Source organism: Amycolatopsis sp. NPDC051371 (genome assembly GCF_040682155.1).
Classification (GTDB): domain Bacteria; phylum Actinomycetota; class Actinomycetes; order Mycobacteriales; family Pseudonocardiaceae; genus Amycolatopsis.
This window is the reverse complement of sequence record NZ_JBFBAG010000028.1, coordinates 133272-147180: the sequence shown is the minus strand read 5'-3', so window position 1 is coordinate 147180 and position 13909 is coordinate 133272. Positions and strand designations below refer to the sequence as shown.

The window sequence follows — 13909 nt, the reverse complement described above, 5'->3', positions numbered from 1 at the left end:
GGGGTGGTTGCACACCTACAATCACCACCGCGGCCACACCGCACTCGGCGGCAGAGCACCCGCCAGCCGCGTCCCCAACCTCACGGGTCAATACAGCTAGGCCTTCGCCTTGGACGCGCTGAGCTTCCTGGCCGCCGCTGGGCTGCTGTCTCGACCGCGGCCGCTCACCGTCGCCGCCCGCCGCCCGCCGCCAGGTCTGCTCGCTGATCTCCGGACGGTTGGCGTGCGTTCCGTGGCGTGACGTGGGTCTGGACAACCACCCTGTCGTTCTGCGGGATCAACCTGGTCAACACCGGGCCGTGGCAGACCCTGGGCCCCCTGCTGATCACTCAGCATGTCGGCCAGGCAGCCTGAGGCCTGGTGCTCAGCGCCCGCGCGACGGGCCTGCCGGTGATGAGCGTGGCGCTGAGCCGGCTGGCCCTGCGGCGCCCGCTGCGGATAGGGCAACTCGCCGGCGCGCTCTGCGGGTGCGGGCTGATCGGCTTCGGTCTGGGCCTGTCCGCGCCGTGGTTGATGGGTGCGCCTTCCTCGCGGGCTTGGGGCTTACCGTCTTGGGTGTCGCCTGGGACACCTCGGTGCAACAGCACGTACCGCGCGCGGCGCTCTCCCGGGTTTGTGTTTACAGCGACCTGCTGTCCTACGCGGCCATCCGAGTGGGTCAACTGCTCGTCGGCCTAGCGGTGCAAACCTGGAGCGGAGCGACGGTCGCGCTGTGCTGCGGGCCGGCGTTCGCGGCGGTCGCACTTGCTCCGGTGGCTGTGCGCGAGGTTCGGGACCTGCCCTCAACGCCGCTGACGGCCAGGTGACCGACCACACCACATTTTGACGTTGCTCAAGCAACCGCAAGCCTCATCACAACGCCTCTCGCGCCGCGAGCGCGACGACGGGCTATGGCTCCGCTTCCAGCGAGCTCAAGCGCGGCGATGAGAACCTCGTCACCGGCCTCGGCGGGAGCCCTCATGCATCGGCATGGCTCATCTCCTGCGGCGGATCGCCGCACCGACTACGTCGCGCCGCACTGCCACCTGTTCGGGTGAACCGTGCGACGAGACCTCAACCGGCAGGCGACCACGGGAGTGGGAACTGTGTCGGCCCGGAGGTACCGCACGCCAACGATCTGAAACCGCGAGGTGAAGGGATGCACATTATGTCCATGAGGAAGCGGCGGATAGCCGCGTTGTTCTCGGTCAGCGTCATGACGTCGGTAATGTTCACCGGCGCTTTGCCCGTGCTGGCGCAGGCGGAGGCGGCATCATTGATCGTCTCCATCAGTTCCGGTGACGGTTACGGGACGGCCCAGACAACCGGCTACAGCCGGTGGACCGGACGCATGCACGGTGATCTGACTTCCCGTAAGGGCGCGAAAGTCTACGTGTCGGGGAAGATCGTCTTCGACGGCAACACCGATGACGTGTGCGGCCGGATGACGGGCAACGTCACCGCGACGGCGGGGCAAGTGGTCGACGGCAGTTGCACAGGCAGCGGCCAGCTCATCGGCACGCCCAGTGGTCTGGAGTATCGGGTGTGCAAGGACCAGTTCGGCCCCGATCCTTGCGGAGCATGGAGCGCGAAGAGCGGCTGACCAATCCCAGTCAGCCCACGCTGGCGTTGTCAGCCCAGCCACCGGGGCGGTCAGCCTGAGGGATCAACCACAGCCACGATCATCGCTCACCACCGGCCGATCGCCACGTGAGACACGCTCTAAGCATCGTGTCGGCAAACCAGATGGTTACAGCCCAAATAGCCATTAATTGACCGCGCACGCATGCTTGCTCATGCCGATGAGCGGTTGTCGATTCGGGAGACTCGACAGCCGGGACAAGGGACAATCGACGATCAGGCTGGTGGCCGAATCCGGTGACCCGCCCGCTGGCAGGCATCACCATGGACGTTGCGGTGAGGGCTCAGAGCCACCCGTTGGTTTCGGCGAGACGGGCGGCTTCGGCGCGGGTGCGAGCTTCGGTCTTGCCGATGGCCGAGGACAGGTGATTGCGGACCGTTCCCGGGGTGAGGCCGAGTGCTCTCGCGATGTCGGCGACCGTGCCACCTTCGGCTGCCGCCCGAAGCACGTCGGCTTCGCGGTCGGTCAGCGGGCTGGCGCCGGTGGCGAGGGACTCGGCCGCGAGGGCCGGGTCGATGAACCGAAGTCCCGCGTGGACCCGGCGGATCGCGTTGAGCAGCTGCTCGGGCCGGGAGTCCTTGACAACGAACCCGGCCGCGCCGGCGGACATCGCGCGGGCGAGGTAGCCGGGCCGGCTGAACGTGGTGCAGATCAGCACGCGGCACGCCGGCAGCGCGTGCCGCAGCTCGGCGGTCACCGCGAGCCCGTCGCGGCCGGGCATCTGCACGTCGAGGAGCGCGACGTCGGGATTCGTCCGCCGGGCCGCCGGGACGACGTCGAGGCCCGAACCGACCTCGGCGACCACGTCGATGTCGGGTTCGAGGCGAAGCATCGACGCCAGCGCACCGCGCACGAGGGCCTGGTCGTCGGCCAGCAGGGCACGGATCACGCCGGAACTTCCTCGGCGCACGCGAACACCCGGTAGCCGCCGTGCGGGCCGCGGCCGTGCTCGAGGCGGCCCGAGACCGCAGCCAGTCGCTCGGTCAGCCCGGTCAGGCCGTGCCCCGCCGCCGGCTTTCCGGTCACCGACCCGTCGTCGGTGACCTCGACCCAGCCGGCGCCGACCCGGATCCGGCACTGTCCCGCGTCGGAGTGCCGGAGCACGTTGGTCACCGCTTCCCGGACCACGTACCCGAACACCCCATGGAGCTCCGGTTCGACGTCGTCCACCGAAGCCGGCAGCTCGGCCTGCACCCCCGCCGCGCGCAACGCCAGCCGGGCCCCCGAAAGCTCGGTAGCCAGCGATACCTCCCGGTACCCCGAGACGGTGGCGCGGACATCGGAAAGCGACTGGTGGCAGAGGGTTTCCAGGTCGCGAACCTCGGTGAGGGCGGGGCCGGTGTCCGCGGCCGACTCCAGGATGCGCCGGGCGAGCCCGAGCTTGACGGCCATCGTGGAGAGGTTGTGGCCGAGGATGTCGTGCAGCTCACGGGCGACCCGTTCGCGTTCGGAGTCCACGGCCATCCGCCGGATCTGCGCGCGGGCGGCCTTCAGGTGCCCGATCGTGAAGGTCAGCGCGAAGACGGTCCCCACCGCTGCCGTGACCCCGCCGAGCGTGACCACTTGGGACCAGCTCGCCTGCCCCGACCTGGCCAGCATCCACGCAAGCTGAGCGGCCGCCGTGGCGAACCCGAGGGGAAGGGAGTAGCACAGCGGCAGCAGCATCAAGCCGATCGCGATGGCGAAAGTCAAGTCGGTCAGGTGATCCGGCGAGCCGAAGAGCAGGGCCGGCATGCCACCTAAGGCGAACAGCGCCGCCACGATGACCGCCCGCTGCCGTCGGGGCGCCGACGGCGCGAACCACAACGCGACGAGGTACCCGGCGACGTAGAGGCCGAGGGCCACGAGCGCGACGACTGTCCGCGGCGCACCGTGCCAGCCGTGGACGATCATCGTGACCCGCGGGATCAGCACCAGCGACGCGAGACCGTTGACGACCACAGGCGCCACCCGCCGCCGCCGGTCCGCCCAGAAGCTCCAGTCCGGCCACTGCCGGACGGAGAACCGGCTGAGATCACGCTCGCTCACCGGCCCACCCTAAGCACCGGACAGCCGAGCCGCCCCATGACAGATGGCACGGGGCGTCCCGGCCGGGCGGTGGTGCGGTGAAGCCATGGAACCGATGAAGAGGATCTGGCCGGCGGCGCTCGCCGCCGCCGCGGTGGTGTCGGGGGTGTCCGCGGCGGGCGCGGCCGAGGGGACGCCGGTGGCCTGGGGGCCGTGCCCGGCCGACGTCGCCAAGCCCGGCTTGCAGTGCGCGACGCTCGACGTGCCGCTCGACTACCGCCACCCGGCCGGACGAAAGATCAGCGTCGCGCTGTCCCGGCTGGCGAGCGCGAAACCGGCGCAACGCCGCGGCGTCCTGCTGGTCAACCAGGGCGGCCCGGGCCTGACCGGCCTGGACTTCCCGGTGTCGCTGGTGGACGCGGGGCTGCCGCAGCGGGTGCGCGACACCTACGACGTGATCGGGTTCGACCCGCGCGGGGTCGGCCACAGCTCCCCGGTGACCTGTGACATGACGCCGGTGCAGACCGTCGAGAGCGTGAACCCGCCCTTCCCGTACCGCGCGGCGGACGTGACGAAGGCGGCCAAGGCCGCGAAGACCGTCGCCCGGCAGTGCACGGCGGCGGGGACGGCCGCCGTGCTGCCGTTCATCACCACCGCGAACACCGCACGTGACATGGACCGGATCCGGGCGGCGCTGGACGAGCCGACGCTGTCGTACTACGGCGACTCCTACGGGACCTACCTCGGCGCGGTGTACACGACGCTGTACCCGCGGCGCAGCGACCGGATTGTCCTGGACAGCAGCCTCGGACCGGAGGGCTACGACGCGGAAGCGCTGCGGAGCCAAGGTCTGGGCTTCGAGATCCGGTTCCCCGACTTCGCGAAGGTCGCCGCGGCCGACCCGGCGCAGTACGGCCTGGGCGCCACTCCCGCCGCGGTGCGCGCGAAGTACTTCGAACTGGCCGAGCGCCTGGACCGGGCACCGGCGCAGGGCTACGACGGCACGACGTTCCGCACCGTCACCGCGGCCGTGCTGCGCTCGGACGCCGCCCTGCCCGCTCTAGCGAGGCTGTGGCACAAGCTCGACGTGCACGAGCCGGTGTCCCCGGCGACCGGCTCCGGCGCGGGCTCCGACAATTTCGCGGCGAGCTACCTCGCCGTGGTCTGCGGTGATTCACAGTGGCCGGAGGCGGTGGGAACCTACCAGCGCAACGTCGCGACCGACCGCGTTCGCTACCCGATGTACGGCCCCTACGCGGCCAACATCCGGCCGTGCGCGTTCTGGCCGGCCCCCGTCGAGCCGCGGGTGCGGATAACCGACCACGGCCCGGCGAACGTGCTGATGCTGCAAAACCTTCGCGACCCTGCCACGCCGATGCCCGGAGCTCTCCGAATGCGCGCGGCGTTCGGCGACCGCGCCCGCCTGGTGACGGCCGACCAGGGCGGTCACGTGGCCTACCTCAACGGCACGAACCAGTGCGGCAACGACGCCGTGAGCGACTACCTGGCCACCGGAAACCGCCCGGCACACGACACCTTCTGCCGGGCCTGAGCGACCTGCCGCGGTGCGACCGCCTCGCCGCGTCTGTGGTTCACGACGGCGGGCCGTCTCCCCGAACCGAGGGAGACGGCCCGCGTTCCGGTGACGTCCGCTCATCAGCTTAAGGCGTTCTATCTCAAGCAGATGGTCGGTGCCTCGTCCGTCGTCGGTCCCTGCATAGCGGTCACGGGAGTGATCCCTGCAGCGTGTAATCGGGTTGATTCGACAACGGACTGGGCTGCCCATGATGAGCGTCGAGATCACGACGTGTCTCAACCTGCATCACGCGCTATCCGCCTATCCGGCTCACCACGGCAGCACAGCCGTGCCGATCACGGCGATACTGGTCGGGTGAATCTGAATGAATGGGTGATGCGCGACGGTGTCGTCGTGCGGGCCACGGGCCGTGTCCTGGTAATCGACAGAGCGATGTGGTTCGAACGGCCATCCCCGCGAGCAATGCCGTTGATCCACCCTCGATCGGCCCCCCACGCAGGCCGGTACGCCCTGCGTGCACACGCCGTCGATATCCATCGCCTTGACCGGCGCGAGGACTATCCCGGCGGCGTGGTCGAGGGCTGGACCACGCTGACCGCGACGTGGCGCCACGGTGAACTGCACGCCCACGCCCAAGACCCGGCGCCCACACCGGACGGCGAACCGAACCGGTGGACCAGCCCGCCTTGCCCGCCTCCCGCCGCCGGCTGGCCGGCCGCCCCCGTCAAAGATTGCACTGTGCCGGTCAATCTCCTGACCTCTCCGCCTCGCCAGGAAGAATGGGCGGAGCTGACGATCACTCAGATCACCCAATTCCATCCTCATCCGACGCAGCCGGTACTGGTCGTTGCCGCCGAAGACCCCGGGCATGCGGAGCGAGCTTTGCGTCCTGCATTCGGCGCGAGCCTGTGCGTGGTCGCCAGCAGATATCGGCGGCAGGACATCGACGCGGCACAGAGCCGGCTACGGCAGGAACTGTCGGCACGTCGATGGCCGATAACCTCGACCGGCCGGTCGGCCGGCGATGACGGGCAGCCCACCGTGAGCGCCCAGTTCGCGTGGATTGAGTCCGAGATCGCGCGATGGGCCGCGACACTGCCCGATGGACTGCTCGATGCGGATGTGTGGCTGACGCCAACCACGACGTGACAACGGATTACCCATCCGCAACGTCCGGGTCGTACCGCGGCTCCGACCAGACCGCCGCTTCTCCGGCCGCGGCGTCGCGGCGCCGGGCCCGGGCCAGCCAGTAGATGGGCAGCTTCATCACCTCACCGAGCGACTCGTCGAACGCGGCGAGGTCGGCCTCGGCGTTCGCGAGTCCGCGCCCGCTCCACACCCCGCGGCGTCCGGAAGCCGCCGGCGGAGGCATGGTGAAGCACGCGATGTCGCCGGACGCGGTGATCGTCCAATCGGCCACGGTGGTGAGGGTCACCATAACGACTCCTGCGGTCGCGGCCCCCAGGTCCGGCACATCGTAATTGATCATGTCCGGACGGTGGTACCACTGGCGGCCCCGTTAGTTTGCGCCGACCAGCCAGGTGCGCGCCGAAGACCGAGGTCAGCGGCACGCATTCCCGAACCAGGCTACGAGACGTTCACCTTCTGATCCCCGGATCGGCGGGAGCGTGTCCAGCTGACGTGCGTGCGCGACGAATAGGCTGAAACTCTTCCCGGGTCGGTGGCCGAGCTCGCCGTGGATCCGGCGTGGACGGTCACCGCCACCGGCACCACCGCGACGGCTGACGAGCAAGTCCTCAAGGCCCGATGACTTTCACGGCTCCGTGTCGCTCCTGACTTGCAGCGACACACGCAGGGCCGACTCCCCCGCGATCGGCAGTTCCAGCGGGTTCACCTGGGGGAGGGTGAGGTCGTGAAGTGTCAGAGGACGGCGGCGAAGTTCGACAACAGCGCGGCCTTCTTCTTGGCGCCGACGATGTGAGTACCGGCGTGACTTTTCGTCGTCGAGCGCGCCGGATACCCCGGCTGGTGTGTCGTCATGCGCCGTCGTACCCGCGGCGAGCACCGGTCATCGCGCCCGCAGAGCCCGAATCGGCACGAGCTGGCGGCGGCGTTCGTCATCGGCAATAGCCGCTCCGGCTGAAGTGGCGAGGCAGCGGCAGCTACTTCGGGGACACCCACTTAATAGATCTCAGCCACTGTCCTCGGACAGTCGGCTCGACGGCGGCCCTCAGCGGCCTTCGCCGGCGCGACTTCACCGCCCACTCTCCTCAGCCACTCGGCTACTTCCGGTGGTGCAGGTACTGCCGAGCACCGAACGGATCCTGCACGAATTGCCGGCCTTCGTCCGTTCAACGCCTACGGTCAGCTTGTTCGCCCGTGCCTGCACTCCCTTCGTCGTCGGGAGGCGCCAGTCCACGGTCAAGAGGGTAGGTCGACGTGATCTCGGGCTCCACCGACGGTGGGGCAAGCCCTCGATCCAGAGTCGGCGCTTCGGTCTGGCGCTCGTCGGGTAGATCTGCCTCAGGCGGACCGGTGTCGGCCGCCCTGGGTTCTTCGTCGTCGGTCGTCATGCTTGAGGGATACCCGTTTTCTCCGGCGTCATCCGGTGTCCTGTCAAGCACGCCAGGAGCCCGTCGAGCCGACGACAGCACGACCTGGAGAAGGGCCATCGTCGACCGGTTCCGCTCCCTGCCCATGTCCGCGTCGCGGGTCAGAGGCGGCAGGATCACCTCCGACCTGACCAGAACGGCAGCGTCGTCACGACTCGCTCGACAGTGGCATGCTGGTGATCATGGCAACCGAACGGTTCGAAGTACAGCGCCGGATCGCGGCACCCCCGTCGAAGATCTTCGCGTTACTTTGCGATCCCCAGGGCCACGTGGCTATAGACAGCTCGGGGATGCTCCAGTCCGCCGACGGAAACCCGGTACGAACGGTCGGAGACGAGTTTGTCGTCCACATGGACCGCGAAGCCCTCAACGACTACCCGATGGGCAAGTACGACGTCACGGTGGTCATCACCCGCTTCGAGCAGGACACCCAGATCGAATGGACGATCTCCGGGACAATCCAGCCCCCGATCAAGCACCTTTACGGCTACCGGCTCGAAGCCGACGGTGCCGGTACCGTGCTGACGTCGTACTACGACTGGAGCGAGATCGAACAGCGGTACCGTGACAAGGACATCTTCCCGGTGGTCCCCGAAGCCGCTCTCCGCGCCACCCTCGGCATCCTCGCCAGAACCGTCGAGAGGTAGCGCATCGAGAAGCGGGAAGGGAGACCGAAACCGGTGCCGCTCTTGGTCTCCGCGTGGACCGTCAGACGGTGCACGACGGTGTTCCAACACGTGGCTCGTGCCGATCAGAACCTTTCCCGCGACCTTCTGACGCCAGCGGCCAGGCCGGCCCGGACTCCTGAGCCGGCGCGCGAAGGGCCGGTCGCCGCCACAGCCCTGGAGTGATCCGGCGGTGACGGCGACCGGCGGGACGCCGCCGCTTCGGCATCTCCCGGCGGGAACTTCGTGCGCTCCGCCGCCGGATACGAGCGCTGTCCGAGCGCGAACTCCGCGCGGACAGCGAAGGACGGCCACCTCGGGCTCCAGGAGGTGGCGGAGCCTGGGGTGGCCGTCCGGTGCCGGCCGCCCGTCGGCGGCCAAGTCGGTGTTACTTGTTGGTGCCGGGAGTCAGCACCTTGTCGATCACGAAGACTGTGGCGTTCTTCGTGGGGATGTTGCCGCAGAGGATCTTCGCGCCGTTGACGGTCATGTTCTCGCCCGAGCCCTCGATCTTCAGCGGCCCACCGGCGGTGTTCAGCGACTCCAGCGTGCCTGCGGCGGCGAGACCCTTGGCGTCGTAGCGCTTGCCGACGACGTGGTACTGCAGGATCGGCGACAGCTCGGCCGGCTTACCGGCCAGTTCGGCGAACTTCGCGTCGCCGAGGGCGGCGAACGCCGGGTCTGCCGGCGCGAACACCGTGATCGCCGGGGCGCTGTTGAGCGTGTCGACCAGGTTGGTGGCCTTGACAGCGGCGACGAGCTTGGTCAGCAGCGGGTTGGTGGAGGCGGCGGAGGCGACCGGCTGCGGGCCCATGGAATCGAGCGAGCCGGGCGCGGAGCCCTGCGGCAGTTGCGAACAGGCCGGGCCGAAAACGTCGGCGTTGGTGGTCATGCCGTTGGAGGCGCCCGAGTCGGCGCTGGAGGACGGTGCGGCCATCGAAGAAGAGGGGGCGGGGGCGCTGGAGCTACCCGAGGAGGCGGTGTCGCTGCCACTGCACGCGGTCAGGGTGAGTGCGGCGGCGGCGGTGAGACCGATTCCGGCAATACGAAGCTTGCTCATGAAATTCACTCCATAGGATGACGCGGCTGGGACGGAGGCTCAACGGAATCCGTCTTGTTGCTGGTGATTCGGATCGGCCGGCGAACCGGATTGGTGTTCGGGGAATCTTTTTCTCAGGCGGCGGTGAACGTGACGTTGTGCCACCCGGTCGCGCCGTTGGGAACGGTGCCGGCGCGCATGTCGGTCTGGGTGTAGCCGGACTTGTCGGTGGCGCGGCAGAACACCTGGTGCACCCCGGCAGGCAGGTCGACCTGGGTCCACCACATCCGCCACGTGTTCGGGTTGACCTCCTGCGACAGCGTGGTTTCCTGCCACGGCCCTTGGTCGACGCGGACCTCGACCTTCTCGATGCCGGTGTGCTGCGCCCACGCGACCCCGGCGACACGCACTTTTCCCACGGGAACGTTCGCGAAACCGCGGTGCGAATCGATCCGGGACTCGGTCTTGATCGGTGCCTCCTGGCTCCAGCTCCGTTTGAGCCAGTAAGCTTGGCGTGCGGCCCAGGTGGTGACCTCGATGTCCACGACCCACTTCGTCGCCGACACGTACCCGTACAACCCGGGTGTGACGAGCCGGGCCGGGAAGCCGTGCTCCAGCGGTAGCGGCTCGCCGTTCATCCCGATCGCGAGCATCGCGCCGCGGCCGCGGTCCTGCGCCGCGGCGACCGGTGTCCCGGACGTCCAGCCGTCGACGCTGGTGCAGAACAGCTGCTCCGCACCCGGTTTCACCCCCGCTTCGGCGAGCAGGTCGGCCAGATCCACGCCGATGAAATTCGACGTCGACACGTAGTCGCCGCCGACCTCGTTGGACACGCACGTCATCGTGACCGTGCGCTCGACCAGCGGCCGGTTGCGGATGTCGTGGTAGCTGTAGCGGACTTCGCGGTCGACCATGCCGTGCAGCCGCAGTCTCCAGTCCTCGGTCCGTAGCTGCGGCACCGACAGGGCGGTGTCGACGCGGTAGAACTTGTCGTTGGGCGTCAGGAACGGCGGGGTGCCGAGCTTGGCGAAGTCCGCGTCGGCCGGGATCATCGGCGCGGTGCGGGCCGGGACCAGCTTGCCGACCGCCTCCCGCGATGCCGTGGCGTCGCGCGACGAGCTGATCAGCTGACCGCCCAGCCCGCCGCGCCGGCACCGACGACCACGCCGGCACCACCGAGCAGGAACGCCCGCCGCGACGTCCCGGTCTTCTCGTCCGACTCCTGCTCCCGCCACACGCGGGGCGCGATCCGGTGCAGCAGAAGGAAAACGGCGATACCCACGATCAGGCTGGCAACCGGCGCGAGCAGCGCCACCCCGCTCAGGTCGGGGCGCTCGAAGACAGCAAAGGCACCCACCAGGCCGAACAGGGCGATGAGCACCGTGCCCGGAATCGGTGACCGTCGTGACAGGACACCGGCGAGCGCGGCGACGCCGATCATGACCACGGCCATGCTGCCCAGCAGCACCAGCTTGTCGTGGGTGCCGAAGGTGCGGACGGCGAAGTCCTTCAGCTCGACCGGGGTCAGGTCGATGGCGCCGTTGCCCACCGCGAGGTAGGGCGAGGCGTTGATGCTGATGAAACCGGCCACCAAGTGCCCGGCCGCCAGCGCGGCAGCGAGCGCGAGGACCCCGGTGAAGGCGGCCGCGAAAAATCGCAGCCGGGCGCGCGGCGGCACTGACGGAGCTTCCGGGACGTCGAGCTCGGTGGCGGTCATACGGGTAATTCGAAGCGGCCCGGTCGAAGTATTGGTCCGCGGGGTCTCCGCCACCGCCATCCACGATCAGGTGACACTGAATGGGGCTACGAGCCAAATTTCCGGGCGGTCTCACGGGCAGCTGATGACCTGGCCGGCGTAAGTCAGCCCGGCGCCGAAACCGAACAGCAGCACCGGCGCGCCCGCCACGATCTCCCGGCGCTCGACGAGCTTCGACAGCGCCAGCGGGATGCTGGCGGCCGAGGTGTTGCCGGACTCGGCCACGTCCGTCGCGATCACCGCGCCGGACGCCCCGATCTTGCGGGCCAGTGCGTCGATGATGCGGACATTCGCCTGGTGGGTCACGACGCCGCCGAGGTCGGCCGGGTCGACGCCGGCGCGGCGGCACGCCTGCGCGGCGATCGGCGCGAGCGCGGTGGTCGCCCAGCGGAACACCGCCTGCCCTTCCTGCCGGAACACCGCAGGCAGCGCGCCGGGCCCGGTGGTCTCGAGCGTGATGCAGCGGCCCTTCGCCGGGTCCGAGCCCCACACCACGGGCCCGATCCCGGCCGGGGCCTGCTCGACGACGGCGGCGGCCGCGGCGCCACCGAAGATCACGCACGTCGAGCGGTCCGTCCAGTCGAGGAAGTCGCTCATCTTGTCGACGCCGACCACGATCGCCCGGGCCGCGGCGTCGGCCCGGATGGCGTGGTCGGCCGCGGCCAGCGCGTAGGAGAAGCCCGAGCACGCGGCGTTGAGGTCGAACGCGCCGGGCGCGGTGAGCCCCAGCCGCTCGGCGACCCGGCAGGCGACGCTGGGCATCCGGTCGAAGGCGGTGCACGTGGCGACGATCACGAGGTCGACGTCGGCGGCGCTGTGGCCGGACCGCCGTAAGGCAGCTTCCGCGGACGCCGTGGCCATGTCGGCGACCGACTCGCCGGGAGCCGCGACCCGGCGGTTGTACACGCCCACCCGTTCGCGGATCCACGCGTCGGACGTTCCGAGCCGGTCCGCGAGCTCGTCGTTCGTGACCGTCCGGCTCGGCTGGTAGTGCCCGAACGAGATCGCTGTCGAGCCGGCCATCACATTCTCCTCATCGGTTTCCTCCTGTTCGGAGCGACCGGCATCCGCGGCTTGCCCGATCCACTGTGGACAGCGCATTGCCGCTCCTTCCTATGGGTGACCAGCTGGGTTTTTCGTCACTGCACCAATCCGCGAGGGCCGGCCGGGACGAACTCCTTGTGACACGCCGCCGACAGCGGCACGTGACTCGGCGCCCGCCGGGAAGGACAGGTCCCATGACCGCCCGCGCAGTCGCGCGCCGCACCGCCACCGATACGGAGCCGGAACAGGCGACCACACCGGAACAGCTCCTCGCCCGCACCGCCCTCGGCGATGAGCAGGCCTTCGCCGTGCTCTACGACCAGCTGGCCGGACCGATCTTCGGCACCGTATTCCAGGTCCTGCGCTCACGGGCGTACGCGGAAGAGGTCACCCAGGAGGTCCTGCTCGAGATCTGGCGCAAGGCGGCGACGTTCGACGTCGGACGCGGACGCGCGCAGACCTGGGCGCTGACCATCGCGCACCGGCGTGCGATCGACCGGGTCCGGTCCGAGCAGTCCGCGGTCGACCGGGAAGAGCGGGCCGACCGGCTCGATCTGCGTCGTCCCTACGACGACGTCACCGAGACCACCCTGGACCACCTCGACCGGGCGCAGGTCCGCGCCGCGCTGGCGGTCCTGACCGAGCTCCAGCGGGAGTCGATCCTGCTCGCCTACTTTCAGGGTTACACCTGCCGGGAGGTTTCCGAGAAACTCGGTGTCGCGATCGGCACCGTCAAGACCCGTATGCGGGACGGACTCGTCCGCTTGCGTGACGCTCTGGGAGTGCACTGATGACCACCGCCGACACCCACATCCTCGCCGGCGCGTACGCCCTCGACGCGGTCGACGACCTCGAACGCGCCGCCTTCACCCGGCATCTGGGCGAATGCCCGGTCTGCGCCGAGGAAGTCGCCGGCTTCCGGGAAACCGCCGCCCTCCTGGGCACCGCGGCCGCCACCGGCCCGGACGATCGCTTCCGCCGGCGGGTGCTCGCCGAGATTTCCCAAACGCGGCAGCTTCCTCCCCGCGTCTCCGCCGGGCCCGCCGCCGCGGCGCGTCACACCCCGTGGCGCAAGCGCGCGCTGATCGGGATCGCGTCCGTCGCCGCCGCGGCGGCGGTGCTCGTCGGCGGGATCAGCATCGGGCTGGACCAGTCGGTCCCCGGCAACCCCGTGCCGGTGGCCGACGGCGGCGCGGTGACGTCCGCGCCCGACGCGACCACCGCGCGCGCGGCCGTGGCCGGCGGCGGATCGGTCTCGGCCACGGTCTCCCGGCAGCTGGGCAAGGTCCTCATCGCCGCGCAGGCGCTGCCGCGGCTGGACGCCGGCCACGCCTACGAGGTGTGGCTGACCGGCCCGGGCGCACCGCGATCGGCGGGACTGGTGGGGCCCGACGGCACCGTCGAGACCGCGCTGCCCACCGGCACCGACGGTGTGGCGGTGACCGTGGAGCCCGCGACGGGATCGCTGCAGCCGACCACACCGTCGATCGCCAACCTCGCCGTCAGGTGACATCGACACGAAGGCCCGGTCACCATCGTGACCGGGCCTTCGTGTTGTCACCCACACGCGTGGTCTGGCGCCGGCGACCTGTCCGCCGGTGCTGTTCCTTCCGAACTCCTTCTGATCCATTCGCCATCCGGATCGTGTCCGATGACCGTTTGAGGAG

The 13909-nt window shown here is 69.6% G+C and carries 11 protein-coding genes and 1 pseudogene; 6 read left to right on the top strand and 6 right to left on the bottom strand.

Annotated elements, in window-relative coordinates:
• The first annotated feature begins 1153 nt into the window (after window positions 1-1153).
• A complete protein-coding gene (locus AB0M59_RS30975) occupies window positions 1154-1582 on the top strand; it encodes a hypothetical protein (protein WP_364622101.1) in 429 nt (142 codons plus the stop codon).
• 322 nt (window positions 1583-1904) lie between these two features.
• Here AB0M59_RS30975 and AB0M59_RS30970 read toward each other — a convergent pair whose 3' ends face one another.
• Window positions 1905-2510, bottom strand: coding sequence for a response regulator transcription factor (locus AB0M59_RS30970; protein WP_364622098.1), 606 nt, complete (start codon window positions 2508-2510; stop codon window positions 1905-1907).
• Window positions 2507-3649: a histidine kinase gene (locus tag AB0M59_RS30965; RefSeq protein ID WP_364622095.1), complete on the bottom strand. Its 1143-nt coding sequence runs from the start codon at window positions 3647-3649 to the stop codon at window positions 2507-2509. Before AB0M59_RS30965 ends, AB0M59_RS30970 begins: the two co-directional genes overlap by 4 nt.
• 85 nt (window positions 3650-3734) lie before the next feature.
• Between AB0M59_RS30965 and AB0M59_RS30960 the strand changes: the two genes are divergently transcribed.
• A complete protein-coding gene (locus AB0M59_RS30960; protein ID WP_364622092.1) occupies window positions 3735-5180 on the top strand; it encodes an alpha/beta hydrolase in 1446 nt (481 codons plus the stop codon).
• Between the two features lie 339 nt (window positions 5181-5519).
• Complete coding sequence (locus tag AB0M59_RS30955; RefSeq protein WP_364622089.1) at window positions 5520-6314, top strand: hypothetical protein; 795 nt, start codon at window positions 5520-5522, stop codon at window positions 6312-6314.
• A 7-nt stretch (window positions 6315-6321) separates the two neighbouring features.
• Here AB0M59_RS30955 and AB0M59_RS30950 read toward each other — a convergent pair whose 3' ends face one another.
• Window positions 6322-6603, bottom strand: a complete 282-nt coding sequence (locus tag AB0M59_RS30950) for a hypothetical protein (RefSeq protein ID WP_364622086.1) — start codon at window positions 6601-6603, stop codon at window positions 6322-6324.
• A gap of 1317 nt (window positions 6604-7920) precedes the next feature.
• Between AB0M59_RS30950 and AB0M59_RS30945 the strand changes: the two genes are divergently transcribed.
• A complete protein-coding gene (locus AB0M59_RS30945) occupies window positions 7921-8385 on the top strand; it encodes an SRPBCC family protein (protein ID WP_364622084.1) in 465 nt (154 codons plus the stop codon).
• A gap of 406 nt (window positions 8386-8791) precedes the next feature.
• Here AB0M59_RS30945 and AB0M59_RS30940 read toward each other — a convergent pair whose 3' ends face one another.
• The 3 genes and pseudogenes from AB0M59_RS30940 to AB0M59_RS30930 all read right to left on the bottom strand — a co-directional run bounded on the left by AB0M59_RS30940 (window position 8792) and on the right by AB0M59_RS30930 (window position 12221).
• Window positions 8792-9463: a fasciclin domain-containing protein gene (locus tag AB0M59_RS30940; protein ID WP_364622081.1), complete on the bottom strand. Its 672-nt coding sequence runs from the start codon at window positions 9461-9463 to the stop codon at window positions 8792-8794.
• A 113-nt stretch (window positions 9464-9576) separates the two neighbouring features.
• Window positions 9577-11159, bottom strand: a pseudogene (locus tag AB0M59_RS30935) (molybdopterin-dependent oxidoreductase).
• Between the two features lie 111 nt (window positions 11160-11270).
• Entirely contained in the window at window positions 11271-12221 is a 951-nt protein-coding gene (locus AB0M59_RS30930; RefSeq protein WP_364622079.1) for a beta-ketoacyl-ACP synthase III, read from the bottom strand.
• Window positions 12222-12436: 215 nt separating this feature from the next.
• On the opposite strand from AB0M59_RS30930, the gene sigK reads away from it, so the two are divergent.
• Complete coding sequence (sigK, locus tag AB0M59_RS30925; RefSeq protein ID WP_364622076.1) at window positions 12437-13033, top strand: ECF RNA polymerase sigma factor SigK; 597 nt, start codon at window positions 12437-12439, stop codon at window positions 13031-13033.
• On the top strand, window positions 13033-13752 hold the full coding sequence (locus AB0M59_RS30920) for an anti-sigma factor (RefSeq protein WP_364622073.1): 720 nt from the start codon (window positions 13033-13035) through the stop codon (window positions 13750-13752). The genes sigK and AB0M59_RS30920 overlap by 1 nt, the downstream gene beginning before the upstream one ends.
• The last annotated feature ends 157 nt before the right edge of the window (window positions 13753-13909 follow it).

Excerpts from the sequence above, each read along its gene's own strand:
- AB0M59_RS30975 (WP_364622101.1), top strand. The coding sequence starts at position 1,154 with ATGAGGAAGCGGCGGATAGCCGCGTTGTTCTCGGTCAGCGTCATGACG.
- AB0M59_RS30960 (WP_364622092.1), top strand. The coding sequence starts at position 3,735 with ATGGAACCGATGAAGAGGATCTGGCCGGCGGCGCTCGCCGCCGCCGCG.
- AB0M59_RS30950 (WP_364622086.1), bottom strand. The coding sequence starts at position 6,603 with ATGGTGACCCTCACCACCGTGGCCGATTGGACGATCACCGCGTCCGGC.
- AB0M59_RS30945 (WP_364622084.1), top strand. The coding sequence starts at position 7,921 with ATGGCAACCGAACGGTTCGAAGTACAGCGCCGGATCGCGGCACCCCCG.
- AB0M59_RS30940 (WP_364622081.1), bottom strand. The coding sequence starts at position 9,463 with ATGAGCAAGCTTCGTATTGCCGGAATCGGTCTCACCGCCGCCGCCGCA.
- AB0M59_RS30930 (WP_364622079.1), bottom strand. The coding sequence starts at position 12,221 with ATGGCCGGCTCGACAGCGATCTCGTTCGGGCACTACCAGCCGAGCCGG.
- sigK (WP_364622076.1), top strand. The coding sequence starts at position 12,437 with ATGACCGCCCGCGCAGTCGCGCGCCGCACCGCCACCGATACGGAGCCG.
- AB0M59_RS30920 (WP_364622073.1), top strand. The coding sequence starts at position 13,033 with ATGACCACCGCCGACACCCACATCCTCGCCGGCGCGTACGCCCTCGAC.